The organism is Enterococcus sp. AAFC-DPL-5146, from assembly GCF_058216635.1.
Window position 1 is genome coordinate 2,725,105 of record NZ_CM177103.1, and the last position, 25,204, is coordinate 2,750,308.

Below are 25,204 nucleotides of genomic sequence, written 5' to 3' on the forward strand. Positions count from 1 at the left end.
GGAAATATCAATTTATTAGATCAGAGAAAAACCTTAATTAATTAGCATTTAAAATTAAAAAACGAGCTGGACTAAGCTTTCCCTCTCTATTCTTTTTATTCTAAGAAGAAATAGTTCCTGTAATAAAACGAAATGCAATCGTTTGCGAAAAATATATTGAAAACGTTTTTCTTATGTGTCATAATATGGGTGGCTTTAGAAACGAAGACTAAAAACAATCACAGGAGGGAAAAATCAGATGAACACTGCAGCAATCCATCACCAACCAGAAAGCGAATTCGCTTATTTATACACAGCTGACAAAATGCATATTCGGTTACGAACAGGCAGAGGCGATATAAAGAGCGTCGCATTAATCAACGGCGATCCTTATCAACTTGAACATAACGAATGGTTCAAATCAACAATTCCGATGGAAAAATACCTTTCCACCATCACTCATGATTACTGGACAATAGAAACATCCGCACCTCACAGACGTCTAAGTTACGCATTCAAAGTGGAAGGAATGGATGGAACTCAGTTATTTTACGGTGATCATGGTTTCTTCCCTTATCAAGATGCCACTTTAAAAATGGCGAATAATTATTTTAAACTCCCTTATTTCCATGAAGCAGATCGTTTCAAAGCTCCTCAATGGGTGAAAGAAACTGTTTGGTATCAAATTTTTCCTGAACGTTTTGCAAATGGCGACCCTACAAATGATCCTAAAGACACTTTAGCCTGGGGGAGCAAAGAGCATCCAGGACGGGACGACTTTTTTGGCGGTGATTTACAAGGGGTTTTAGACCACTTAGACCACCTTGTTGATCTGGGAATCAATGGTATTTACTTTTGTCCGATTTTCCAAGCTTCCAGCAATCATAAATATGATACGATCGATTATTTTGAAATTGATTCAGCTTTCGGCGACAAAAAACTTTTCAAAAAATTAGTGGATGAATGTCATAAAAGAGGTATTCGTGTCATGCTGGATGCCGTCTTCAATCATATGGGGGATTTTTCACCTCAATGGCAGGATGTTGTTAAAAACGGGGCGGATTCACCTTATGCAAAATGGTTTCATATTCATAAGTTTCCAGTCACCTATACACCGACTACTAATTTTGAATTTTCCGATGACATCACTTACGATACGTTCGCCTTCACCCCTCATATGCCCAAATTAAACACAGGCAACAAAGAGGTACAGGACTATTTACTAGAAATCGCTCGCTATTGGATCGATGAATTCGATATCGACGCATGGCGTTTAGACGTAGCTAACGAAGTGGATCATCGTTTTTGGCGAAAATTCCACGACGTTTGTACAGAAGCTAAACCAGACATTTACCTTCTCGGAGAAATCTGGCACTCTTCCCAACGTTGGCTACACGGAGACGAATTTCACGGAGTAATGAATTACGCCTTTACGGATGCAATTCTTTCTTACTTTGTTTACCAAACGATCCCTTTAAGCAAACTAGTTTCCGAACTAAATCATCAATTGATGCTCTACCGTGAACAAACGAATCAAATCATGTTCAATGTTCTAGATTCTCATGATACACCCCGCTTATTAACGATTGCCAAAAACAATAAAGAGCTCATGAAACAAGTCTTAGCATTCACCTATTTACAAAAAGGCGTTCCTTGTCTCTATTATGGAGATGAATACGCTATGGATGGAGAAGGTGATCCAGATTGCCGCAAATGCATGGTATGGGAAACCGATGAACAAGACCAAGACATGTACCAGTTCATCAAAACTTTAATAGCATTCAGAAAAGAACACCAGCCTCTTTTGTCAGAAGGAAAATTGCGTTGGTATGAAATTGATGAACAAACAGGTATCATTGATTTCGCTTATGAACACGAAGGAAAAATGCTCCGAAGCATTTTCAACACTGGCCAACTACCAGTCTATATCGAAAAAGAAAAGATTTTACTCTCCACTCAAACACAATCACTAGATGAAAGAGCAATTGAGCTTGCACCTTACGGTTTTGCCGCATCATTAGAAACAATAGAAAGGATTGAAAACAATGACACAACCCGAAACAAACACTCATTGGTGGCAGGAAGCCGTCGTGTATCAAGTTTATCCACGGAGCTTTCAAGATAGCAACGGTGACGGTATGGGCGATTTAGTCGGCATTATTCAACGCTTAGATTATTTAAAAAAACTAGGTATTAGCGCTATTTGGCTTAGCCCTGTCTATCGTTCTCCAAACGATGACAACGGCTACGATATCAGCGACTACGAACAAATCATGACGGAATTTGGGACTATGGCAGATATGGATAAACTGATTCAAGAAGCGCAAAAACGAAATATAAAAATCATTATGGATCTAGTGGTCAATCATACTAGTGACGAACACCCTTGGTTTATCGAATCTCGCTCCTCTAAAACGAATCCTTACCGTGATTACTACGTTTGGCGCAAAGGTATCCACGGTGAAGCTCCAAATGACTTAGAATCCACCTTTCTGGGTTCAGCTTGGCAGCTAGATGAACCTAGCGGAGAGTATTATCTACATTTATTTAGCAAAAAACAACCCGATCTAAATTGGGAAAATCCTGCTGTTCGAAATGCCATCTACAATATGATGAACTTTTGGATTGATAAAGGCATCGGTGGTTTCCGAATGGACGTTATCGATTTAGTAGGAAAAATCCCAGATCAGAAAGTTACTGGGAACGGCCCAAAACTTCATGACTACTTACAAGAAATGAACGCTAATACTTTCGGCGGGAAAGACTTGTTGACGGTTGGAGAAACTTGGGGAGCTACACCCGAAATCGCAAAATTATATTCCGATCCCAAAAGAAATGAACTTTCAATGGTTTTTCAATTTGAACATGTCGCTTTAGACGAAGAACCCGGAAAAAGCAAATGGGACTTAAGACCATTGCAAATACCAGAACTAAAAAAAGTCTTTTCAAAATGGCAGACAGAACTTGGCAACCAAGGGTGGAACTCACTTTTCTGGAATAACCATGACCTTCCACGCATCGTTTCTAGATGGGGAAATGACACCATTTATCGTGAACAAAGCGCCAAAATGCTAGCAATTTTACTACACATGCTAAAGGGAACTCCCTATATTTATCAAGGAGAAGAAATCGGCATGACCAATCGCGTCATTCATGACATCTTAGAAGTTGAGGATATTGAAAGCAAAAATATGTATGCCGATCGAATTAAAAAAGGATACAAAAAAACAGATATCCTAGCTGCTATCAACGTCAAAGGCCGAGACAACGCTCGCACCCCGATGCAATGGAATGACACTAAAAACGCGGGTTTCACAACCGACACACCTTGGTTAACAGTTAATAAAAACTACCAAGAAATCAACGTCGCCAATGCTTTAGCAGACAAAAACTCAGTCTTTTATACGTATCAAAAACTGATTGAACTTCGCAAAAATCACCCCTTAATCGTTTGGGGTAACTTTGAATTAGTGGAAAATACAGCAGCCGAAGTTTTTGCCTATTACCGACATCACCAAGGTGAAAGTTGGCTAATTGTTTGTAATTTTTCAGACCAAGAACAATTATTTTCTTTAGATAAAACTGCATCCGAAACGATTATTGCCAATACAGAAAAAAATTACAACAAACTTGCCGAGAGAATACTAGAACCTTACGAAGCTTTTGTGGTCAAACTATCCGAATTCACAAATTAACTTTTGGAGCTAAAAACAAGTTTGTTACCACTTTTAAAACTCGGAGGAACACAACATGCCCAACGCCGCAATAGAAATTAAAAAAACTAACAACATAGAAAAAAACAGTTGGTGGAAAAATGCCGTAGGTTATCAAATTTACCCTCGTAGTTTTAAAGATAGTAATCACGACGGTATCGGCGATCTAAATGGAATCCGTCAAAAACTCCCTTATTTAAAGGAGCTAGGGATTGATTTCATTTGGATTAATCCAATCTACGCTTCACCTAACATTGATAATGGTTATGACATCTCAGATTACCAAGCCATTCATGAAGATTTCGGTACAATGGACGACTTTAAAGCATTACTTACAGAAGCTCATGAGCTAGATTTAAAAATCATCATGGATCTGGTTATCAACCACACCAGCGATCAACACCCTTGGTTTTTAGAATCAAAAAAATCGCTAGACAATCCTTACCGCGACTATTATCATTGGGCTGACTCTACAAAAGATCACCTACCAAATGATTGGCAATCCTTTTTCGGCGGTTCTGTTTGGACTTACCACGAACCAACAAAACAGGCTTACTTTCATGTTTTCGCAAAAGAACAACCTGATCTTAATTGGAAAAACCCTCGTGTTCGCCAAGAAATTTATCAAATGATCCGTTGGTGGTTAGATCTCGGTATTGACGGTTTCCGAATTGATGCTATCAGCCATATCCAAAAAGAACCTTGGGATTTTAAGATTACAGATAATCAATGGGCTCCCTTTATGAATGTCACTGGCATCGACACCTATTTAAAAGAGTTAAATGCTATTTTTAACGAATATAATATCATGACTGTCGGCGAAGCCAGTGGCGTACCCCATCACGAAGCGGTTGAATGGACAGGCAACAACGGATATTTCAATATGATTTTCGAATTAGAACACTGTAAACGAATCGGTGAGACTGGGCATCAAAAAGGCTCCATCCCGCATTTGAAACACTCCTTAAACCAATGGCAAACAAGCCTAGCTGAGGACGGTTGGAATGCTTTATATTTAGAAAATCACGATACCCCACGCAGCGTATCCGTTTATGGAGATGATTCACCTGAAGCAGCTAAAGCGTTAGCTACCGTTCTACTTCTATTAAAAGGGACACCCTTTATTTACCAAGGGCAAGAAGTCGGTATGACCAACTATCCTTTTAGCTCAATTGAAGAAATAAACGCTGCTGATACGATCCATTTTTATCAAACATTGCTGACACAAGGAAAAATGACGAAAGAGGCTTTAGCAATTGCGGTTAACTGGTCCAGAGATCACAGCCGCACACCGTTCCAATGGGAAGATTCTCTACACGGAGGCTTTTCAACAACGGAGCCTTGGCTGAAAGTCAACGACAATTATCGAAGAATCAACGCCGCACAAAAAGATGTTGAAAATAACAGTATATTTCACCACTACCAAACATTGATTCAGTTAAGAAAACAGACAAACGCCCTTATCCACGGCGAATTCAAATTACTATTACCAGAACATCCAACCATTTTTTGTTATACACGGACAACCGAAACAGAACAATGGTTGATCCTCGTTCAGCTAGATCAGAAACAAACATCAATCACTTTCCCAGATTCTTTAAATGATTCAAACTGGGAAGAAGTCATAACAACTTCAGAGATGAAACCTTTCCAACAACATATGACTCTTTCAAACTATGAAGCTCATGTTTATCGAAGCACAATAAACTAAAGATCTCACTTAAAATAAAAACAAAGAGAAAACCGTTCGTTTCTCTTTGTTTTTTTATTCTATTCCCTATATTATTTGTAAATAAAGAAGCATTGGACAAATCATTGTCCAACGCTTCTTTTAATACTATGTCGTAATTATTATGTTCGGTTATTACTATGTCATACAGGTATTAATTATTATTTACGCAAGTACCCAAACAGATGAAGTATCTGGTTTGTCGCCTTGAGTCCACCATTTTGCTTTGTATGTTTTACCTTTGTAAGTTACTTTATCTCCGCCGCTATAAGCTTTATTTGTTTCCCAGCCCATTACTTTGTCAGAAAGAAGTTTCCAAGCATCTGATTTATCTGGACGATCGCCTTTGCTCCACCATTTTGCTTGATACTCTAAATCGTTAAAGATAACTTTATTGCCTTCTGTATAAACTTTATTGCTATCCCATGTAGTTTTACCAGGTTCTACTTCAACTTCTTTTTCTTTTGTTTTCACAGTAAATACAGCGCTTGATTCTGAAACATTGCCGCCAACACTAATTGCTTTTACTGTATATTTATAAGTTGTATTTGCTTTTAATCCATTATCTTTAAAGCTTGTTTTTTCTGTTGTTGCAACTTTTTTACCATCACGGTATACTTCATAGTTTTTAACACCTAAGAAGTGTGTTGATTTTGACCACATTAAATCTACAGATGTTTCTGTTGTTCCCATTGAGTGAACGTTTGTTGGAGCTGTTGGTTTTTGGTTATCTTCTGTTGATGATGATTGTGTTGTTGCTTTTACTGCTGCACTCTTTTCAGAGATTTTACCATTTGTTCCAACTGCTTCAACTTGATAAGAGTAAGTTGTTTTTTCAGCTAAGTTCGCATCGTTAAATTGAGTACCGCCAACTGTCGCAACTTTCTTGCCATCACGGTAAACATTGTATTCTTTTGCATTTGCAACGTTATCCCAAGTTAATTTAAGTGTAGATGTTGTTACATCTGCTGTTTTTACATTTGTTGGTGTTGCTGGTGCTACTTCAACAGGAGGTGTAGTTTCGCCATTCCCTGTTATATTCACATCAATTACATTGTAAAATGCATTTGGAGTATCTGCAACATCCCAAACTGCTAAGATAACATGGTAACCAGAATGGTCCGCAGGAATATTCACTTGGTGCGTTTTATTATTTGATGCAGCTGAACCATCATGTTTCACTTCACCAATTAATTGTAGATCTTTTCTTGCTAATGGTTGTTCTGGATTCCAACCATTTTTAGTAATATAGTAGTGCCATTTAGATGTACTGTGAGGAGCTGTATAATGCCAAGAGAATGAATTCATCCCAGTTTTAATATCTTGTTTTTTCCAACGATTGAAACCAGTGCTATCTAATACAAAGTCAGAAATTTGACCTAGTCCGCCATTCGCTGAAGCAATACGTCCATCTGCTGGACCTGCTTGTGGGAATCCCTTAGGCGCTTCTAAAGATTGAGGGTTGGTAATAACCATTCCATATTTTTCTAGAGCTGGTCCCCATCCAATTGTATTTTTATCTAATGATCCTTGGTAACCACGCGCTGCTGGTTTTTCTACATATCCATGAGCATCTGCTTCATTTGCATTTAACAGACCCGCTCCACCTAGTATAATTGATGACATCAATGCTAATCCTAATAACTTCTTATTCATAATTTTCCTCCACTCATTATTTCGCCTTCAACTGGCTTAACCCTAGTTTAAACGCTATTCAATAAAAAAAAGGGTCATTTATGGTCACAAAAAAGGAAGAGTTGGTTGAATTCAATTCTAATAATAAAATATAAATAAATTTCAAACAAAACTTGCTATTTATTACAAATGTTATATCAAAAAATAACTTTAAAAGGTCATGTTTTTCTTTTAAAAAGAAAAAACTGAACTATATATTTCTAATTATTTTAAAAAGACAATCGTTATTATTCGTTGTTGTATAGACAAAACAACCTGTTTCAAGTTAAAATATAAACCGGCCTGAAATTTATTTCATTACAGGCTGAACAAATATAAAAAATATAAAAAAAAGAAAGTGTTGATATAATGAAAGATATACTCTCTTCTCGATCTAAACGCCAATTAGAGTTAATGGAGATTTTAGCCGATAACGAATGGGTCACTTTTGCAGCAGCCTCTGAATCTTTAAATGTTCCTGTAAAAACACTGAAATCAGATATTATTGAGTTGGAAGCTTTACTTACTCCAGCGACAATCGAATCTTCAAAAAAATACGGTATTCGTTTAGCAACAAATTTTGGTTTCTGTAAAACAAGTATTTATCAAAAATTCTTAAAAAATAGCGTTGAGTTTCAATTAATTGAAAAAATATTCTTACATAATTTTTCTACCATTATTGATTTAGCCGATGATCTTTATACTAGCGTCTCTACGATCAAACGAATCGTTCTGCGGGTGAATCAACATCTTCAAATAGAAGGATTTACCATTAATCTAAAGAAGATGCAACTTGTCGGTGATCCACATAGTATTTGTAATTTTATGCAACATTATTTCTATGAGAAGTACGGCGTAGCTGAAAGTCTCTTAACTAATGCTCAGCTAATGATTTTAGATCAAGTCGGTTTTCAAATCGTCAAACAAGCGACACCTAATAGCGAATCAAACAATTTAGATTTTTCTTTACTAAATCGTTTACGTTTTTACACTTATACTGTTATCCATTTATTAAAATATAATAGTGAAAATCAACTTTATGATGTTCCAGAAAAAGTGTTTCCAATTATTAATGATACATATGCTTGTGATGAATTTTATAGTCAGTTTCAGTTACCCTTATCAGCGGATAACTTAAATACCATTTTCTATTTATTTTTTAGCGATCAATATATCGACTCCATCGATACCTTACATAAAATAATAGAAGTTGATCGTCAAGCCTTGTTAAAATATCAAAAAATCCAAACGCTTCTAGAAGAAATAGAAAAAAGGATGACTTGTAAATGCAATAATTTTGAAAATGTTTTTATGAGTCTCTACAATCTAGAATGTCAAATCAATGGTCGTACTTTTATTCTACATGATAAAAATAAAGAATTTTTTTCAGGAATCAAAAATCTATATGGTCATTTTCCGATGGAACTCATTCATTCTTTGCAGGCTATTTTCTATTCAAGTCCGTACAAAGACTATATGGTTTACGAATCCATCTCTATCCTATTTACGAATTGGCCAAATTTACTGGATCGTTTGGAAGATTCAACTCCCACAATGAAAGCTTGTCTCTTGTTCAACTCTGGTCTAGACTATATGAACATGCTTTCTGAACGAATCACTTATTATTTACGAGGACGCTTCTCTTGTACCCCATTGCATGTTACATCTTTGGAAGATTTGGAAAAAGAAGCCTCTGAATATGATTGCATTATCACTAATATTCCTGAGATCTATATCAATAACATTCCCATCATTGTCATTCCTCTGATTCCTGACGTGAAAAGTTTTGATAAATTGATGTTAGTTTATGAAGATCATTTTGAAGGGCACTAAATTTCTTTCTAAAAAAAAACCAGCTTAACCAAAATTGGGGGTTAAGCTGGTTTTTTATTTCAAACGTTATCATGTATTCGGAGTTAAAATATAACAGAAAAACTGATTTTAATTTGGGATCAAACTCCTATTTTCACTTATTTTTTACATTTAAAACAACGACGCAGGTGATCGTCCACAATGCCTGTTGCCTGCATAAATGCATAAACCGTAGTTGTTCCTAAAAATTTAAAGCCTTTTTTCTTCAAATCTTTGCTAATTCTATCAGATAACTCGGTTGATGCCGGAACTTCTTTGATATCTTTCCAACGATTTTGAATTGGTTTATGGTCGACATATGACCAAATAAATTCATTGAAGCTGCCGTATTCTTTTTGGATTTCCATAAATACCTGCGCATTATTGATTGTTGCATTAATTTTCAGTTTATTTCTAATGATGCCAGGATCTTCTAATAAGTCATCAATCTTTTCTTGTGTATACTTAGCGATTTTTACATAATCAAATTGATCGTAAGCACTGGTTAATGTTTCTCTTTTTTTGAGAATCGTTGACCAACTTAAACCAGCCTGCATACTTTCCAAAATCAACATTTCAAACAGCTTTCGATCATCATGTTCAGCTGTTCCCCACTCTTCATCATGGTATTTCTCTTCCAATTCATTCCCGATTGCCCAATCACACCGTACTTTCTCCATATATTTCTCCATTCTTTTGTCTTTTATCCAAGAATAACACGAGAACGTACGTTTGTAAACTAGTAAAAAAAGACCGAGACAACTTACTGTCTCAATCTTTTTTGCTCGCTTATTTATCTAACTCACTAGCTGCTTCATCATCTAGAATAACCGTAAGATTAGGATGTAATTGCAAAACAGAGGCTGGGAATTCTTCTGTCACAGGTCCTTGTAGTACATTTTTCACTATTTCAGCTTTTTTCTTACCGTTGACGATCAGAATCAAATGTTTCACCCGCATCACGCTAACCGGTCCCATTGTGACAAACTCCAAATCTTTTTCCATCATCTCTGGTACAAACCAAGGTTCTTTTCCAGAAACCTTTATTTTATATGTTAAATTTTCGAAACTAGTCGTTGTTGGCATATTCCCACAGAAATGTCCATCTCCACCTAAACCAATCAACATCGCATCCAATCCGCCATCCATAGCCAAACGCTTATCTTGTTCTGCATAATTTTCTACAGTTAATGGATGGATATTTTCTTCATTGATATTTGCGGGAGTGAAATATAATTTTCGCAAATCTGTGATAGTAACACCTTCTGCTTGATTAGTTACAGGAATTTCATCAAAATTATAGTAATGGACATTCTCATAGTTTGGAGAATCTTTTACGATTTCTACCATTTTTTTATAAACTCCAACAGGTGTATTTCCTGCTGTAATAGATAAATTAACACGTTTATCTTGGCTCATATGCCCTAATAAAATATTCTTGGTAGTTTCGCTCATCGCTTCAAAGTCTTTTTCGATAATAATTTTCATCTTGTTCACTCCAATTCCTTTTTATACTTCAATTGTATAATGTGGGAACCATCCCATGTCAATGGTTTTTGAACATTTATTAAAGTGAGAACAAAGAAAGCAATCATGATGTTTACTTGTATATTGCCCAAAAATTCAGCGCTTCATTCATTAATTCATCCGCTGTAAATTCTTTTTTCGAATGCCCCTTTTCTTCAGAGTCATTGGGATCATTCACCCAGAACTTTCCATTATTTGTCCCACTAAGCACCATGATGTGACCTGTTTTTGTAAACAAGCCTGGTTTTACTGAAATAATCACCGGATGATTTTGTTTTAACTGTTCTTCCACTGCTGTGATATTCGTTTCAAGATCTTCAAATTGGTATCCTTTGACCATAGCAAAATCAGAAAACGCAGACCAAGCTGTCCCTTCGCCTTCCATGAAATAATCATTTTTTGACCAGTTTAAAATATCTTGTGGTGTAGATGGCTTATTATCTAAGAAAGAAGCGACCATCGCTAAAGAAAGAATCGCACAGCCATTAATTTCTATGGTATCCCCCTCAGGGTTTCCCATACCATAAGAGATTGCTTTCCATTTATCATCCGTTTGTAACAACAAATCCATTGGCATTCGGTTAGTAAATTTCCCTTGCCTTAAATCTTCGTTGACTTGTTCAGTATAAGTAAGTTCTTTGACTTTTTCCGGCTTTTTTTCTTTCTCACTTGTCTCAATCGTACTTACTTTATCCGCCGCTTCATCATGGAATAAAGATGAAAAGCCATGCCCTTCTTCCATAGGAGCAATTTTAGCTAAGACAGCTCCTGCAAATGCCGTTACAACAAGTAATGCTATGATGTAAACTTTTGGTTTTTGGTTTTGTTTTGGTTTTTGTTTCATCAGTATCTCCCTCTATTAAATTGAAAGCACATTGGATTAATTACACTTTCAAAAACGAATCACATAAATAAATAGGTAATCGTACTTCTTAATATTACTGAATCTAACGAAAAAAGCAAGTCTGAGTAATTATTTATTAAAATTAAACCGAACATATTTTCTTGAAATTTTTGTCTTTTTTAGGTAGAATGGTAGTATCTGATTATTCAGAGTCTGATAGTAGCAGTAAATTTATGAAGGGGGTAGAAGAATGGACAATAACCATAAATCAACAATGAAAAGCATTTCAAAATTGATCAGCCAATCTTCCCAAAGTTTCTTTTCGGCCTTTTTAGAAGACTCTAAAGATAAGAAGAGTAAAAATAAAGAACGTGAAGAAATTCTTAAGAAATTACAAGTCGCTTCTGCTCAAAAAAGTTTAGTTGTTTTACAATTAAAAGAAGTACCAACTTCTCAAAAATTTGAAACAGCTTCTGGATGGATTGTTTCTAAGAGTATTACTGACTCAATCATGTTGCGCTTGCAAGAAGATAATCAACAAATCCGGATGATTCCTGTTGAACATATAAAGAAAGTCAGCACGTTGTTGAAAAACGACAAACGGCAAATCAAATAAAAAAATAGTCAAACAGCAAACCACTTTAAGTTTCGCTGTCTGACTATTTTCTTTTTTAAACGAATTATTTCCATTATAACCAAGCCCACAAGTGCTCATAAAAAAGTTATAATAGACATGGAAATCATGTGAAGCCCTCGATATCTTCACGAGTTTCAAAATAGCTAGTGCTTTAACTTAAAAGATGCAAAATGATCGATTATTTCCGCATTTAAAGATGGTTCAATAGTTGCTTTTTCAGTAAATAAGCTGCTTTTAAAGACACAGGAAGTACTCTTTCGCCCGTTTATGATTCTCAAATCATTCTACAAATTCCTATTTAAAAGAAAATGGAGGAAAAATAATGCAACTGAAATTATTAGATACAATGAATTATTCAATCATGAAATTCCCAGCTCATACCAAAATCCCTACTGGATTTCACGAAATCAAAGCTTTTAAAAGTATCACCTATACAGAAGACGAGTGCTCAATCATTGCTCCAGAAAACACACTGCCGATAGAACAAGCACTTTCGATTGATAACGACTGGTTCATCATCCAAATCGTAGGAGAACTGGACTTCTCACTAGTTGGTATTTTAACCCAATTAGCCAATCCATTAGCAGAAAATCAGATCTCCATCTTTACTTTATCTACATATAATACTGATTACCTGTTAATCAAAAATAGCGAAAAGGACAAAGCAGTCCAGATACTGAAGAATTGCGGACATACTTTTTAAGTTTCTTTTACATGTATTACTCTAACAATCTGATACAATAAAATAAAATAGACAAAAAGCATCCGTGCTAAAAGGAGACGATTGAATGAAGAATGAATATGACAACCCCAATTTTTTTGAAGCATACAGCCAGATGGATCGCTCTAAAAAAGGACTAGAAGGGGCTGGTGAATGGCATGAATTAAAAAAACTACTTCCTGATTTTACTGGAAAAACAGTTTTAGATCTAGGTTGCGGTTACGGCTGGCATTGTCGGTACGCAGTGGAAAATGGAGCTGAAAAGGTTGTAGGAATTGATTTATCTGAGCGCATGATTGAAAAAGCGAAAGAAATGACCGATTCTTCCAAAATCAGTTATCATTTAATGAGTATGGACGAAATTGATGGCTTAAACGAAACATTTGATATTGTGATTAGTTCATTAGCCTTTCATTACGTACCTTCTTTTGATTCTATCGCAAAAAAGGTCAACCACTGTTTAAATACTGGCGGCGATTTTATTTTTTCAACAGAGCATCCAATTTTTACCGCTCAAGGAACAGAAGACTGGATTTACGATCAAAATGGTGAACCTATCTATTGGCCTGTAGATCGTTATTTTGACGAAAGCATACGTGAAACGATGTTCTTAGGAGAAACAGTGATGAAATACCATAAAACTTTAACTACCTATTTAAACGGACTCTTAACAAATGGCTTTCAAATCACCCGTTTGGTTGAACCAATGCCTGCTACAGAAATGTTGGAAGCAAGTGCTGAAATGAGAAATGAATTACGCAGACCGATGATGTTGTTAGTTTCTGCAAAAAAAATGAATTAACAAAAAAGGAGGCAAAAGCACATCTTACAAAACTGCTTTTGCCTCCTTTTTATTTTCTATTTATCGAATTAGACTCAATCACTTCATTTTTTCTAACTTTCTTGAAAACAACCTCTCGAAAAGCATCCGATTTTTTCGACAAAAAATACGTATAACCTAAACTTGAAAAACCAATCAAAGCCCATAAAGACCACCCAGTATCACTATCTCCGAATCGGATAGAAGACAGTAAATCCCGCAAAACTTCGTTAACAACCTCACTAAAAATTTCATTTCCATCAAGAGGAACATGTTCAAACAACCATTCATTTAAAAATTGAGCAATTAAAATCAATAGCCATCCACACAAGTAAACAATTCCACCTTTTGCTGTCACAATTTTTCTATAAATTGGTACTTCATTCCCAGCTTGATCAGTAAAATAAAACTGTTTTTCTTGTTCTACTCGTACCTGAGTATACTTTGCTTGATAAAAACTAATGACTAAACTCACCGCTACAATAAGTAGAAGCTGCCAAACCGCTGTAGCTGTTAATTTGAATGTCAAACTCAATGACGCCAGCGCAAAAAGAGGCATAATCGCGTAACTCCAGCGACTGACCTTGTTGTATTCAAACTGCTCCCGAATAAAATAAACAAATAAAACAATAATTAATAGATACATGAACGTCTCTCCCAAACTTAAACTTCCTGTCAATTATTATGCTAGTCTAAGTATACATGGACTCTCTCTATTTTCAACTTATACGTATTACTATCATACGATCCATTGGAAATAACAAATAGGAACTGCTATACTAGAATTACAAACAAAAGGAGGCAAACACTATGCACGATTTAGCACAAATGATCATGGATAATTTAATCCCTTTTTTTGATTTGTTTATTTTGGCATTAAATATTTTTTCAATCGTTGTTTTAATTTGGGGCGTTATTATGGCCGGAATTGATTTTCTAAAAAGTGAACGTAACGATCGAAATCGAATCGTCATGGCACGCCAAAATAATTTTATTAAAAGCTTTCTCGGCAGTTACATTCTACTTAGTTTAGAAATACTCATTGCCGCTGATATCATTGAATCAATCATTAAACCCACCTTTCAAGATATTTTAAAATTAGCTATTTTAGTAGTGATTCGAACAGTGATCTCTTACTTCTTGCATAAAGAAATCGAAGATGCATTAAAAGATAAAGAAAATGAAGCTGACGCAAAAAAGACGAGCTGATCTAATCTCCTCGTCTTTTTTCTATTTTACATTATTCATCTAGAATTGATTTGATAAGTATACTTGATTTGCAGCATTGTAGCGCAAATCAATGTCACAACAACAACTGGAATCAATGATCCTATCCAAGTACTGACCATAGCCGCTACACCAATAAAAAGAATAGCTCCTAAAATCAATTGCCACAACCTTCTTTGAATAAGCAGCTGATTTTCTTTCAATAAATAATGCGTACCAAATATGAGACATCCACTCATGATATAAATCATCTTTTCAACTCCTTATTTGGCTTCAACAACAGCAGTATCCTCTTCATTTCCAGCCTCTTGTTCCACTTGGATTTTTTCAAACATTTTAAAGAACGGATAATAGATCGCCAAGGATACCGCAAAACAAACAAAAACCATCACAAATGCCACCCAATTCCAATTAGACGTAATCAATGCTCCTAAAGGCGCTGGAATAGAAAACGGCGGTTTAACCATCATTTTGGGCATCCATCCTAACGCTGTAACAATATAAACCAAAATCGTATTAACGATGGGAACAGTGATAAAAGGGATTGCAAGCAATGGATTCATAACAATCGGTGCACCAAAAATCACTGGTTCATTGATGTTGAAAATACCTGGCAAAATCGATAACTTCCCTAATTGTTTCAAATACTTCGATTTAGAAAATAAGAATAAACAGACAAGTGCTAATGTTGCTCCCGTTCCGCCCATTTGTGCATACCATTGATAAAACTGCTCCGTAAAAATATTTGGCAATTGAAAAGCGCTCGTCCCATTTTGAAACAATTCTGCATTTTCTAAAATTGCCTGATCCCAAAATGGACGAATAATTGGACCAAGAACGGCATGTCCATGAATCCCCAATGTCCAGAACAAGCTAATCATAAATTGTGTAATAATCCCCCCAAAAAGATTGTTCCCTGTTAAAAATACCTTTAAAGGCGAGATAGCTATACTTAGTAACTCATTTAAATTAAAATTAAAAAAATGACGAGGAATCCAGAAAACTAAAATCACCAATAACGTCGGCAACAACGCTGCAAATGATTCACCTACTACCGGTGGAACTCCTTCCGGCATTTTAATTTCCAAATTTTTCTCTTTTGTAAAACGATAAATCTCAACAGAAATCAGCGCTGCCACAATCGCTCCAAATAATCCTTGGGAACCTAACGATGTAATCGGAATATAACGACCGCCTGCAACAGCATTTCCAGCAATATCCACACCTTCTTGAAGATTGACTGGCACGACCATCAAAAGTGTCGCTAGCATCGAAAGGAAGCCGCTAGTGATTTTATCTAATTTATACGTATTACCTAAAAAGGATCCAATGGTAAAAGCCGCATATAAAGACATCAATCCTACAGTAAAGCGAAAAGGAACATCTAATGCCGCCAAATAAGGTGCAATCATTTCCGAATATCCAGGAATCGGTAAATTAAGTAAAATCGTAAAAAATGAGCCGACAATCGTTAATGGAAGAATTGAAATCAGTCCATTTCTAATTGCTTGTAAGTGCCGCTGATTACCAATTGCGTTCGCAATCGGCAACAGTTTCATCGCCAAATTATCCAGAGTTTTCATCATAAAAATCAGCTTTCCTTTCTTTAATCAAACCCGTTATGTTCGACCATTTCTTTAAACCATAGACCCGATTTTTTCACTTTTTTCTCCCCAGTTTCCAAATCCAGACGATAAAAACCATAACGATTCTTATATGCATTCCCCCAAGACCAACAGTCCACAAAAGTCCACATATGATAGCCTAGGCAATTACTGCCTTCATCCATCGCTTGATTTAAATACACTAAATGCTCCTTCAAAAAATCAATGCGGTATTCATCTTGCACCACACCTTGTTTAATAAAAGCCTCCTCACCTTCAATCCCAATTCCATTTTCGGAAACAAACCAATCAATATTTCCATACTCATCTTGAATTTTTTTAGCAATATCATAGAGCCCTTTCGGATAAATCTCGATACCACGGGACGTATTCATCCGTCTACCCGGCATAATATACTCATCGAAGAACCACTCTGGTGAAAAAACTCCCTGGGGATTCGGCAGACATTCTTTTGCTTTCACCCTACGTGGACGATAATAATTAATCCCTAATATATCTATATTCGTAGATGCAATTAGATCTAACTCCCCTTTGCTCACTTTCGGAAGCTGATTATATTCCTCTAAAACTTCTCTTAAACGTTCTGGATAGTGTCCCTTTAAAATCGCATCATTGACACTCTTGGTATAAAATAAATCTGCCATTTCAGCGGCATACAAATCGGCTGGATTTTGGCTACGAGGATACACAGGAATCACATCCATAATAATTCCGATTTTCCCCGGCAAATTCATTTCACGATATACTTTAACTGCTTCACAATGCGCCAAAATTATATTGTGTAAAACTGTTGCAGCTCGTTTAAAATCCACAACATAAGGATAATGACGATCATGAAGATACCCCGCTTCTGCTGGAATCATTGGTTCATTAAATGTAAACCAGTACTTCACTCGATCACCAAATAATTCAAAACAGGTCTTTGCATATTGCTTATAAGCTTCAACTACTTCTTTATTCTCAAATCCACCTTTTTCTTGAAGCACCATCGGCATATCAAAATGATACAGATTTATAAACGGCTCCACACCTCTTACCAGCAATTCATCAATCATCTTATTATAAAATCTCACAGCTTCCGGATTCACTTCACCCGTTCCCTGAGGTATTAACCTAGACCATGATATCGAGGTGCGAAATGAGTTAAATGAAATATCCTGCATTTTTTTTATATCTTCTTGATAATCTTGATAAAAAAGAGAGGTTCTTTCAGTCGTAACACCATCATAAAAGCGATGATTATACTTCTTCGACGAATAGTCCCAAATATTTTCCCCTTTTCCGTCTCCTACTTGTCGCCCTTCCGCTTGTGTTGCACTGGACGCCGCCCCCCAAAAGAATGTTTTCGGAAATTCTACTCTCATTATCTCTCTCCTCCATATTTATTCTAAATTTGCTGATAAAGAACACCTAAGTATCTTGCAGATTGCGCTTTCACAATCTATAATTGGAGTATAGCATTGATTATAATGTTTTGTTATACGCTTTCATTCCATTGTGATAAGTGTCGTTTTTTGTCATTTCTCACAATATTGTTACAGCTTGTAACCACAAGGAGGACGCTATGCTTTTTTTAGATTATATCCCTGATTTAAATCCTTTAGAATACGAAATTTATCACTATATCGCTAATAATTTAAAAACTGTTACCTACATGCGAATCAGAGATTTAGCCGACGAAACACATACCAGCACTGCTAGTATTCTACGTTTTTGTCATAAATTTGAATGCAATGGCTTTTCCGAATTTAAAGTAAAGCTTCAATTATATTATGAATCCATCAATCAAGCACAAATTTCAGACGTAGATGAAACCCAGCACATACATTTTCTAGAACGTGTTAACGAACCCTTTCTTGATAATAAAATCCAACAAGCGGTAGACTTACTAGCTGACAAAGGACTTGTTCTTTTTCTTGGCTCAGGCTCTTCTGAACCCATTGCAGCTTATGGATCACTATACTTTACGAATTTATCTCAAACTGCACTACGTATCGAAGATCCATCCAATTATCCAATCGAGTGGTTTCCAGACGATATATTGGCACGGACCTGTGTAATTGCTTTATCAGTCACAGGTGAAACCAAAGAAATCATTCATTACATCAAACGTTTAAACACTAAAAAATGCCCGATTATTTCTATCACTAATAGTGACAGCTCCACCATTAGTAGAATGTCTGATTTGAATATCCCATACACAATCAATCGGGAAACTATCTACAAAACTAGTGATAATGATGATAAAACCATCGAACTCACTTCACAATTACCCGCTCTTTTTCTCATTGAGAAAATCGCAAAACGCTTACGTTTACAGAAAAATATTTAAAGAAAAAAACAAGCAAGAAAAAAGTCGTACACTTTTTCTTGCTTGTTTTCTTCTATTCTATTAAGCCTGTCTCGGAAAATCTACTAATCCGAAATCATCTTCCTGCATCAAACGCCATGAACGTTTGGCTGTATTGTAAATCAATATAGCAATCACTGGCTCATTTCGATAAGCAAAGTTTTTCGTCTTCCATAAAGAATCCTCTACTACATGAATAGGAATATGATACTCTTTACCTTTAATATCCATCTGATCGAAACAAAAAACAACACCTTCTTGTAAAATCGGCTTCATTTCTTTCAGTAATTCTACATCTAGTTTTTCAACAGAAATCCCTCGTTTGAAGAACGTTTTACGATCGTTGACTTTTTCCAAAATCACTCGCGTAATCTTATCTGCCAAAATTCGATAAAATTCATCGATATAACGATAATAAACCCGCGTCATACGATCAACAAACTCAAAGAAGACAAAATCATTTTGTAATTTATAAAAGAACGGTGAATGCAGACTCGTTTTCATATGACCAAAATAAAGAAGCTCTGAAATTTCTAACGGTGTCAATTCTTTAAGCATCGCAATATCTGAAAAATCAATCCATTTAATTTCTTCATTCGTCTTTTGACGATCAACCGTCGAAAAATATTGATTTACCTGCTCTTCTCCGCGAATAACTTTTAATCCGCTATGCATGTCATATTCTCCTTCTTCTGCTGAAGGGTTCAGTAAAAGTAAGTTCTTTGGGTGATGAACAATGGAACGAGTAAAGTCTGTATGTGTAATTCCTTTAGATAAAATCGCATTACTCGTCATATCAATATGTACATAAATTAAATCTAACATTTGTTTCATCACCCCCACAATAGTCTTCTATTTATATTCTACAATATTTCATAAAGAAAAGCTTGTGTCTTTTATTTTAAGATTCAGTTACAAAGAGATAAAAAAGACTCATTTCATTGTTAAATAGGATATATTACCTCCAAAAACCTCTCCATCATCATCTTTTTAAGGATCCTTTTGCGAAACATTTTTTAGAAAAAAATAATATTTAGAACTAGGGTTTCAATTTGATTTATGATACACTTAGATAAAAAGGAGGGAGAATATGGCATCCAGAAACACACGCCCTAAAAAGAAAAATAGAAAACGAAATTGGCTAATCAATATATTCTTATTCCTATTACTGATTGTCGGTTTAGCACTTGTTTTCAACACACAAATCAGAAATATTCTGATCCAACAAAATGGCAAAACTTACGCTATTAAAAATCTAACACCAGACGAAATCAAGGAAAATAATAAAAAAGACACGACTTTTGACTTTGCTGCAGTTGAATCTCTAAGCACAGAGGCTGTACTTAAAGCACAGCTTGAAAATAAAAACTTACCTGTAATCGGAGCTGTCGCACTCCCTGATGTAAAAATCAATTTACCAATTTTCAGAGGATTGGATAACGTTGTTTTACTAACAGGAGCAGGAACGATGAAACCCGATCAAGAGATGGGCAAAGGCAATTATGCACTAGCTAGCCATCGTGTACAAGATATGATTTCTTTGTTTTCACCATTGGAATATTCAAAACCTGGTGAATTGATTTATACAACAGATCTAGATAATGTTTATACATACAAAATTAATTATGTAGAAAAAATCGATCCTTCTCGTGTGGAGTTGATCGATGATGTACCAGGCAAAAAAATGATTACGTTGATCACTTGTGGTGATATGTATGCCACCACCCGAATTGCCGTTCAAGGAGAATTGGAGTCAGTGACACCAATCAAAAAAGCGACAAAAGCTATGACTGAAGCATTCCAAATGGAACAGTTAACGTTATAGTATTGATGAGTAGTTATTTCTTTACTAGTTTCTTATAAAAACCAACGGAATTCTGTTTTTTAACAGAATTTTGTTGGTTTTTTGTTTTAATCGGTAGAAAATTATTTTTAATGACAATAAGACATTTAAAGTCAGAAAATTTCTCGACACGCAAAATGATAACTATATAAATAATAAAATTGAAAGCTTACCTGAGTTAGAAGGTATAAAAATTGCATTTACAGAACCAATTGAACTAACACCTGTATCACGAAATTTATTCCTTTTATTAACAAAGTTAGAGATAATTAAAGGAGCTAATTATTTAGATACAAGTAAAGTGGTAGATGTGTCATCAATGTTTAATACTACTCTTGCTCTAACCTCTAGAAAAAGAAAATAATAATTGGCTTTTTAATCTCCATTTCTGATTATAGAGCATTCGGCTGCAAATGAACGTACAAATAAAATATAGCATCACAACACTATTTATAGGCGTTGTGATGCTATATTTTTCTCAAATCATTTATAAAACGACTAGGTTTTTTTATTCGTTGATAACTATATCGAATCGTTGATAAAATCAGTACAATCGGATACATGAACAACGTCACTGCGAACCATTCCACGCTAAAAACAGATATAAACGATATATGATAGGTGACTGCATATATCAAAGGTAATACAATAGACAACGCCCCATAATATAAACTCATTTCAAAAACAACTGTCTTATATAAACGTTTCATGATTCATTTCCCCAATCTTTTTTACTCTTATCTAATAGATCTCTCTCGTTGTTATTTCTCTACTTTTCTATTGTAAAGTTTTTTCTCAAGAGAAACATCCATCTTTGGTCTGAGATTTAGGGGATTTTTTATTTTATGTTCTATCATTTGCAATATGTCATAATAAAAGAACATTACAAACCTATCAATCCTTGAATTTTAGTTCCTAAAAACATAGCTAAAACATCTATTTTAAATAGTTTAAATAAAACAGTCCTCACATAATCAATTAGCGTACATGAAACGTAAATCAAGATACCATATGCGAAAATTTTTATCACAGCTATCCAAATATTCATATCAACCAAATCTACAAAAGAATTTTTTAATATAAAATAAAAAATAATAGGATGCGTATGAATTAGATAAACTCCAAATGAAAATGGTGCAACTTTGGAAACAATATTTATTGTTTCCTTATTTGTGATATTCAGTTTTAAGAATATCACAAATAGAAAAATTGAACTACTTAGTATCAAAGGAGAGACATAATCAATAAACCAATTTCTTTCCATTATTCCTTCATGAAAAGGAATAATGGCAGTGAAAATTATTAAACACAGAGATAATCCATTTACTCCCCAGTAGCTTAGCCATATTTTTTTCACTTGTATTGTGTTGACATCTACATGGAGCTTTAAGTATGCTCCTATAATATACATAAATATCAACCAAATCATACTATAGCCTTTATACATATTAAAAGGATCAGACTTTGAAAAAACAGACAACGTTCCCAATAGAAAAATAATGACAACACCATATCTGAATTCTTCTTTCTTCAATTGTTGAAGCCCTTTATTCAGTATAGGAACAAATAAAAATAGTCCTGCATAAGCTGTAAAAAACCAGTAGCTCTTAGTCAAAAGTGGGAAAAACATATTAATAGGCAAAGAGAACGTTTCTCCACTTCCTAGAATAAATTGGGCAACAATACTTAGTAAAACTGAATAAAAAAACACTTGAAACCACAGATATAGAAATTTTTCAACACGCCATTTTGCCTGAATCATGAAATATCCAGAAATCAATGCGAAACAGTTCACACCAACAAAACAAAGTGTTTCTATGCTCCAAAAGAAAAAGTAATGAAAACTACCTGATGGAGTATTTTCCAATATCCCCCCAATTCCAAGTATATGCAAAATAACAACCATGAACATAGAAACAATTCTTAATAAATCAACACCTATATGCCTACTCATTCCTTAACTTCTCCCTCATCATTAGGCAATTTTTGATAATATTCTTCTACAAAATATAGTGGACGCTTCTTAGTCTCATTAAAAACACGCCCCAAATATTCTCCAATAATGCCTAAAGAAATTAATTGTAAACCTCCCAAAAAAAGAATACCAATCATCAAAGAAGGATAGCCCGAAACGTTAGCTCCCAATAACAATGTCTGGATCAACACAATCATCATGTAGATAAACGCAACAACAGAGACTGTAACTCCAATCATAGCTGAAATTCTTAAAGGCAGTGTTGTGTATGATGTAATACCATTCATTGCTAGGTTAATCAATGACGAATATTGCCATTTCGTTGCTCCACCGGCCCGCTCATCGGCATCATAAAACAATGCTTTTTTCTTAAAGCCAATCCAACCATATAATCCTTTAGTATATCGTTCATGTTCTCGGAGCTCTTTCAAAGCATTTATCGCTTTTCGATCTAGCAATCGAAAGTCCCCCGCATGAGGATATACAGTTGTTTTACTCGTTTTTTGAAGAATTTTATAATAAACTGAAGACATCATTTTTTTTAGAAATGATTCTCCTTTTCGTTCTTTACGAATCGCATAAACATCGGAATATCCTTGTTCCCACCAATGAATCATTTCTTTAATCAATTCTGGCGGTTGCTGTAAATCTGCATCAATTACAACAGCTGCGTCCCCTTGTGCGTAATCAAACCCTGCCAACATTGCTATTTCTTTGCCATAATTTCTAGATAAGTCCAACAATGTGATTCTTCCGTCTAGTTCTCTTAGTTTTAATATAATAGGTATACTTTGATCCTTGCTCCCATCATTCACAAATAAAAATTCAAATGTATAGTCAACACACATCTGACTCATTATATCTAATCTATGATAAAGCGATTCCAGTACTTCTTCTTCATTCAAAAATGGTATTATAATTGTTATTCTTTTCATTTCTCACTCAACCTTTACTTAACTACCTCACCAAAGAAATTTCAGATTATTTATAAAAAAGAATATAGTCTTTATTTTGATATACACTAAATTCTTTAAGCTTCTCTGAGTTTTTGCTTATGTCCACTCCTCTATGATAAAGATACGCTACCTGTCCCTTATCATCTTCTACAAAATTCTGCTCTCCCATGAACACATATTGAGAGTAATGATCAGAAGTCATATTTGTCGTTCGTTCAAAAGGAGTATCTCTACTCGCTTGATATTCCACTGGAGATACTGGATCGTAAAATCGGAAGAAAATAAACGCCAACTCATAAATCTGTGGCAAACTAGTTCGATCTACATAAACAGTATTAAGTTGTTTTTCTTTTCCAAACTGAATAACGTCATTCAATGTTTGAGGAGCCATATACTTACTATCTTGCAGCTCATTTCGGTGAAATACATTATAACTAAATAGAAAAGAAACAAATAATAAACTAAAACAAACAACAACTGAACCTATAATAGGTTTCTTATCCAACGACCATAAAGCTTCTAAACCATATCCCATAACAAGAACAACCGGAAAAATAAATACATTCCAATGATGAACAACTGGAACAACGATTAAAATCAGTGGTATCGGAGCAATTAACCAAGCTAAAGTTATTTTACTTAAATGACAGTTATCCTTTACAACCTTTACAATGCCTATACTAAATAATAATACCCCCGCTAAATTGTAAAACATTCCATAATTAGGCAATGAACTAAAAATCAAACCATCTCTTCCAGAAAGTAAGAATCCATGAATTCTCTTTAAATTATCAACAAAAGCAGCCACAATATTATCACTATATAAAATAGTTTGCCCTTCATTCTGACTACCTAATAACTTTGTAAAAGTAATACCAAGAATAGTGACAGACTCTTTACCAAAATACTGTAGATAAGCAAAGAAAAGGATCGGTAAAATTGTCACTATCAATATAAGGACTAACCCTATCCCTTGATGAAGGCTCATTAACTGATTTTTCCAGAAATAAAAAAGTAAAAATAATAAGAAAATCGGCAGAAAATACCAAGTAGCTATATAAGCATAGGCAGTTAGACCTATTAAGAATATCGCTCCTCCATAGAAAAAATTTTGTTTTTTCCCACTTGTCTGTATACCTAATTGAAGCAAACAAAACGCTATAAGTAGCAGATGAGGGGCAACATTGGCATCTAAACCAAATCGGCTAATCATCACATGCCAAGGATTAATAATCAATAGGAAAAAAATCGACAGTACAAAACGCCGAGACAACTTCATATGAAGTAGCGTCCACAATACAACAAGCAAAGTAATTGAAGAAAGACATACCATAGCTAGTCTTGTACTAATCAAGTTCAATCCAAATAATTTAACAAATGGTAAAGACAAATAAGAATAAAGTGCAGATGGACCTGTGCCATACCCAATTAAATAAATGGGCCAAGAATTTAACGCACTATCATGTCCATAATTTGCAAGAGCCCATGTATCATAACCAGACATTGCCTCATCAATTTGTAATCCAGGTAACTGCCCTAAATTTGCATACCTCGTAAGAAAACCAACACAAACTAAAACAAAAAGCACCTGTAAGAACTCCTTCTGTTTAACAGATGTTGCTTTTTTAGATTCATTCCAGAGTATCCATCCTCCGGCGAATAAAAATACGCACATCACCCCATATAAAATAATTGTCATTTTCTATCTCCTTTTTTGTGTCACTCGACTAAAA

General features: G+C 35.0%; 23 protein-coding genes. 10 read left to right on the forward strand and 13 right to left on the reverse strand.

The features are described from left to right. Nucleotides 1-238 precede the first annotated feature (238 nt). From AC4BB2_RS12475 to AC4BB2_RS12485, 3 genes are read left to right on the forward strand one after another with little or no spacing between them, the layout of a single operon-like run. Complete coding sequence (locus AC4BB2_RS12475; RefSeq protein ID WP_490473224.1) at nucleotides 239-2,104, forward strand: glycoside hydrolase family 13 protein; 1,866 nt, start codon at nucleotides 239-241, stop codon at nucleotides 2,102-2,104. Further along, nucleotides 2,025-3,674: a glycoside hydrolase family 13 protein gene (locus AC4BB2_RS12480; RefSeq protein ID WP_490473225.1), complete on the forward strand. Its 1,650-nt coding sequence runs from the start codon at nucleotides 2,025-2,027 to the stop codon at nucleotides 3,672-3,674. Before AC4BB2_RS12475 ends, AC4BB2_RS12480 begins: the two co-directional genes overlap by 80 nt. Before the next feature lie 55 nt (nucleotides 3,675-3,729). Beyond that, the gene (locus AC4BB2_RS12485) at nucleotides 3,730-5,403 is read left to right on the forward strand and encodes a glycoside hydrolase family 13 protein (protein WP_490473226.1); all 1,674 of its coding nucleotides are present in this window, start codon (nucleotides 3,730-3,732) and stop codon (nucleotides 5,401-5,403) included. 183 nt (nucleotides 5,404-5,586) lie between these two features. On the opposite strand, the gene AC4BB2_RS12490 is transcribed toward AC4BB2_RS12485, so the two are convergent. Continuing rightward, a complete protein-coding gene (locus AC4BB2_RS12490; protein WP_490473227.1) occupies nucleotides 5,587-7,077 on the reverse strand; it encodes a lytic polysaccharide monooxygenase in 1,491 nt (496 codons plus the stop codon). Between the two features lie 387 nt (nucleotides 7,078-7,464). On the opposite strand from AC4BB2_RS12490, the gene AC4BB2_RS12495 reads away from it, so the two are divergent. Then, nucleotides 7,465-8,928 carry an AcpB/EbpR/MafR family transcriptional regulator gene (locus tag AC4BB2_RS12495; protein WP_490473228.1) on the forward strand — a complete coding sequence of 488 codons (1,464 nt, stop codon included), beginning with the start codon at nucleotides 7,465-7,467 and terminating at the stop codon, nucleotides 8,926-8,928. A 137-nt stretch (nucleotides 8,929-9,065) separates the two neighbouring features. Here AC4BB2_RS12495 and AC4BB2_RS12500 read toward each other — a convergent pair whose 3' ends face one another. From AC4BB2_RS12500 to AC4BB2_RS12510, 3 genes are all read right to left on the reverse strand, one after another. After that, nucleotides 9,066-9,626 carry a DNA-3-methyladenine glycosylase I gene (locus AC4BB2_RS12500; RefSeq protein WP_490473229.1) on the reverse strand — a complete coding sequence of 187 codons (561 nt, stop codon included), beginning with the start codon at nucleotides 9,624-9,626 and terminating at the stop codon, nucleotides 9,066-9,068. 109 nt (nucleotides 9,627-9,735) lie between these two features. Continuing rightward, the gene (locus AC4BB2_RS12505; protein ID WP_490473230.1) at nucleotides 9,736-10,434 is read right to left on the reverse strand and encodes a glucosamine-6-phosphate deaminase; all 699 of its coding nucleotides are present in this window, start codon (nucleotides 10,432-10,434) and stop codon (nucleotides 9,736-9,738) included. A 112-nt stretch (nucleotides 10,435-10,546) separates the two neighbouring features. After that, complete coding sequence (locus AC4BB2_RS12510) at nucleotides 10,547-11,317, reverse strand: C39 family peptidase (protein WP_490473231.1); 771 nt, start codon at nucleotides 11,315-11,317, stop codon at nucleotides 10,547-10,549. A 250-nt stretch (nucleotides 11,318-11,567) separates the two neighbouring features. On the opposite strand from AC4BB2_RS12510, the gene AC4BB2_RS12515 reads away from it, so the two are divergent. The 3 genes from AC4BB2_RS12515 (at nucleotide 11,568) to AC4BB2_RS12525 (ending at nucleotide 13,477) form a co-directional block, all read left to right on the forward strand. Beyond that, nucleotides 11,568-11,933, forward strand: coding sequence for a hypothetical protein (locus tag AC4BB2_RS12515; RefSeq protein WP_490473232.1), 366 nt, complete (start codon nucleotides 11,568-11,570; stop codon nucleotides 11,931-11,933). A gap of 343 nt (nucleotides 11,934-12,276) precedes the next feature. After that, on the forward strand, nucleotides 12,277-12,657 hold the full coding sequence (locus AC4BB2_RS12520; RefSeq protein WP_490473233.1) for an ACT domain-containing protein: 381 nt from the start codon (nucleotides 12,277-12,279) through the stop codon (nucleotides 12,655-12,657). A gap of 85 nt (nucleotides 12,658-12,742) precedes the next feature. Then, nucleotides 12,743-13,477: a class I SAM-dependent methyltransferase gene (locus AC4BB2_RS12525; RefSeq protein WP_490473234.1), complete on the forward strand. Its 735-nt coding sequence runs from the start codon at nucleotides 12,743-12,745 to the stop codon at nucleotides 13,475-13,477. Nucleotides 13,478-13,526: 49 nt separating this feature from the next. On the opposite strand, the gene AC4BB2_RS12530 is transcribed toward AC4BB2_RS12525, so the two are convergent. Beyond that, nucleotides 13,527-14,141 carry a hypothetical protein gene (locus AC4BB2_RS12530; RefSeq protein ID WP_490473235.1) on the reverse strand — a complete coding sequence of 205 codons (615 nt, stop codon included), beginning with the start codon at nucleotides 14,139-14,141 and terminating at the stop codon, nucleotides 13,527-13,529. A 164-nt stretch (nucleotides 14,142-14,305) separates the two neighbouring features. Between AC4BB2_RS12530 and AC4BB2_RS12535 the strand changes: the two genes are divergently transcribed. Then, entirely contained in the window at nucleotides 14,306-14,704 is a 399-nt protein-coding gene (locus AC4BB2_RS12535) for a DUF1622 domain-containing protein (RefSeq protein ID WP_490473236.1), read from the forward strand. 35 nt (nucleotides 14,705-14,739) lie between these two features. Here AC4BB2_RS12535 and AC4BB2_RS12540 read toward each other — a convergent pair whose 3' ends face one another. From AC4BB2_RS12540 to AC4BB2_RS12550, 3 genes are read right to left on the reverse strand one after another with little or no spacing between them, the layout of a single operon-like run. Then, nucleotides 14,740-14,973, reverse strand: a complete 234-nt coding sequence (locus tag AC4BB2_RS12540; protein ID WP_490473237.1) for a hypothetical protein — start codon at nucleotides 14,971-14,973, stop codon at nucleotides 14,740-14,742. A gap of 12 nt (nucleotides 14,974-14,985) precedes the next feature. Next, entirely contained in the window at nucleotides 14,986-16,305 is a 1,320-nt protein-coding gene (locus tag AC4BB2_RS12545) for a PTS sugar transporter subunit IIC (RefSeq protein WP_490474702.1), read from the reverse strand. 23 nt (nucleotides 16,306-16,328) lie between these two features. Then, complete coding sequence (locus tag AC4BB2_RS12550) at nucleotides 16,329-17,711, reverse strand: glycoside hydrolase family 1 protein (protein WP_490473238.1); 1,383 nt, start codon at nucleotides 17,709-17,711, stop codon at nucleotides 16,329-16,331. Between the two features lie 200 nt (nucleotides 17,712-17,911). Between AC4BB2_RS12550 and AC4BB2_RS12555 the strand changes: the two genes are divergently transcribed. Next, on the forward strand, nucleotides 17,912-18,679 hold the full coding sequence (locus AC4BB2_RS12555) for a MurR/RpiR family transcriptional regulator (RefSeq protein ID WP_490473239.1): 768 nt from the start codon (nucleotides 17,912-17,914) through the stop codon (nucleotides 18,677-18,679). 60 nt (nucleotides 18,680-18,739) lie between these two features. On the opposite strand, the gene AC4BB2_RS12560 is transcribed toward AC4BB2_RS12555, so the two are convergent. Continuing rightward, nucleotides 18,740-19,522 (reverse strand): hypothetical protein, encoded by a 783-nt coding sequence (locus AC4BB2_RS12560; protein WP_490473240.1) that lies wholly within the window; start codon nucleotides 19,520-19,522, stop codon nucleotides 18,740-18,742. A 265-nt stretch (nucleotides 19,523-19,787) separates the two neighbouring features. Here AC4BB2_RS12560 and AC4BB2_RS12565 point away from each other — a divergent pair, with 265 nt between their 5' ends. Next, a complete protein-coding gene (locus tag AC4BB2_RS12565; RefSeq protein WP_490473241.1) occupies nucleotides 19,788-20,522 on the forward strand; it encodes a class A sortase in 735 nt (244 codons plus the stop codon). A gap of 485 nt (nucleotides 20,523-21,007) precedes the next feature. Here the strand turns inward: AC4BB2_RS12565 and AC4BB2_RS12570 are convergent, their stop codons facing one another. The 4 genes from AC4BB2_RS12570 to AC4BB2_RS12585 form a co-directional block, all read right to left on the reverse strand. Beyond that, nucleotides 21,008-21,250, reverse strand: a complete 243-nt coding sequence (locus AC4BB2_RS12570) for a hypothetical protein (protein ID WP_490473242.1) — start codon at nucleotides 21,248-21,250, stop codon at nucleotides 21,008-21,010. Between the two features lie 173 nt (nucleotides 21,251-21,423). Further along, nucleotides 21,424-22,494: an acyltransferase gene (locus AC4BB2_RS12575; RefSeq protein WP_490473243.1), complete on the reverse strand. Its 1,071-nt coding sequence runs from the start codon at nucleotides 22,492-22,494 to the stop codon at nucleotides 21,424-21,426. Next, nucleotides 22,491-23,450 carry a glycosyltransferase family 2 protein gene (locus tag AC4BB2_RS12580; RefSeq protein WP_490473244.1) on the reverse strand — a complete coding sequence of 320 codons (960 nt, stop codon included), beginning with the start codon at nucleotides 23,448-23,450 and terminating at the stop codon, nucleotides 22,491-22,493. The genes AC4BB2_RS12575 and AC4BB2_RS12580 overlap by 4 nt, the downstream gene beginning before the upstream one ends. 46 nt (nucleotides 23,451-23,496) lie before the next feature. Beyond that, on the reverse strand, nucleotides 23,497-25,170 hold the full coding sequence (locus AC4BB2_RS12585) for a hypothetical protein (RefSeq protein ID WP_490473245.1): 1,674 nt from the start codon (nucleotides 25,168-25,170) through the stop codon (nucleotides 23,497-23,499). Nucleotides 25,171-25,204 lie beyond the last annotated feature (34 nt).

Bases quoted from the DNA above. Each gene is read 5' to 3' on its own strand.
- AC4BB2_RS12485 (WP_490473226.1), top strand. From the start codon at position 3,730: ATGCCCAACGCCGCAATAGAAATTAAAAAAACTAACAACATAGAAAAA.
- AC4BB2_RS12530 (WP_490473235.1), bottom strand. From the start codon at position 14,141: ATGTATCTATTAATTATTGTTTTATTTGTTTATTTTATTCGGGAGCAG.
- AC4BB2_RS12565 (WP_490473241.1), top strand. From the start codon at position 19,788: ATGGCATCCAGAAACACACGCCCTAAAAAGAAAAATAGAAAACGAAAT.
- AC4BB2_RS12505 (WP_490473230.1), bottom strand. From the start codon at position 10,434: ATGAAAATTATTATCGAAAAAGACTTTGAAGCGATGAGCGAAACTACC.
- AC4BB2_RS12475 (WP_490473224.1), top strand. From the start codon at position 239: ATGAACACTGCAGCAATCCATCACCAACCAGAAAGCGAATTCGCTTAT.
- AC4BB2_RS12540 (WP_490473237.1), bottom strand. From the start codon at position 14,973: ATGATTTATATCATGAGTGGATGTCTCATATTTGGTACGCATTATTTA.
- AC4BB2_RS12580 (WP_490473244.1), bottom strand. From the start codon at position 23,450: ATGAAAAGAATAACAATTATAATACCATTTTTGAATGAAGAAGAAGTA.
- AC4BB2_RS12585 (WP_490473245.1), bottom strand. From the start codon at position 25,170: ATGACAATTATTTTATATGGGGTGATGTGCGTATTTTTATTCGCCGGA.
- AC4BB2_RS12560 (WP_490473240.1), bottom strand. From the start codon at position 19,522: ATGTTAGATTTAATTTATGTACATATTGATATGACGAGTAATGCGATT.
- AC4BB2_RS12520 (WP_490473233.1), top strand. From the start codon at position 12,277: ATGCAACTGAAATTATTAGATACAATGAATTATTCAATCATGAAATTC.
- AC4BB2_RS12525 (WP_490473234.1), top strand. From the start codon at position 12,743: ATGAAGAATGAATATGACAACCCCAATTTTTTTGAAGCATACAGCCAG.
- AC4BB2_RS12575 (WP_490473243.1), bottom strand. From the start codon at position 22,494: ATGAGTAGGCATATAGGTGTTGATTTATTAAGAATTGTTTCTATGTTC.
- AC4BB2_RS12495 (WP_490473228.1), top strand. From the start codon at position 7,465: ATGAAAGATATACTCTCTTCTCGATCTAAACGCCAATTAGAGTTAATG.
- AC4BB2_RS12500 (WP_490473229.1), bottom strand. From the start codon at position 9,626: ATGGAGAAAGTACGGTGTGATTGGGCAATCGGGAATGAATTGGAAGAG.
- AC4BB2_RS12545 (WP_490474702.1), bottom strand. From the start codon at position 16,305: ATGAAAACTCTGGATAATTTGGCGATGAAACTGTTGCCGATTGCGAAC.
- AC4BB2_RS12490 (WP_490473227.1), bottom strand. From the start codon at position 7,077: ATGAATAAGAAGTTATTAGGATTAGCATTGATGTCATCAATTATACTA.
- AC4BB2_RS12535 (WP_490473236.1), top strand. From the start codon at position 14,306: ATGCACGATTTAGCACAAATGATCATGGATAATTTAATCCCTTTTTTT.
- AC4BB2_RS12510 (WP_490473231.1), bottom strand. From the start codon at position 11,317: ATGAAACAAAAACCAAAACAAAACCAAAAACCAAAAGTTTACATCATA.
- AC4BB2_RS12480 (WP_490473225.1), top strand. From the start codon at position 2,025: ATGACACAACCCGAAACAAACACTCATTGGTGGCAGGAAGCCGTCGTG.
- AC4BB2_RS12515 (WP_490473232.1), top strand. From the start codon at position 11,568: ATGGACAATAACCATAAATCAACAATGAAAAGCATTTCAAAATTGATC.
- AC4BB2_RS12570 (WP_490473242.1), bottom strand. From the start codon at position 21,250: ATGAAACGTTTATATAAGACAGTTGTTTTTGAAATGAGTTTATATTAT.
- AC4BB2_RS12555 (WP_490473239.1), top strand. From the start codon at position 17,912: ATGCTTTTTTTAGATTATATCCCTGATTTAAATCCTTTAGAATACGAA.
- AC4BB2_RS12550 (WP_490473238.1), bottom strand. From the start codon at position 17,711: ATGAGAGTAGAATTTCCGAAAACATTCTTTTGGGGGGCGGCGTCCAGT.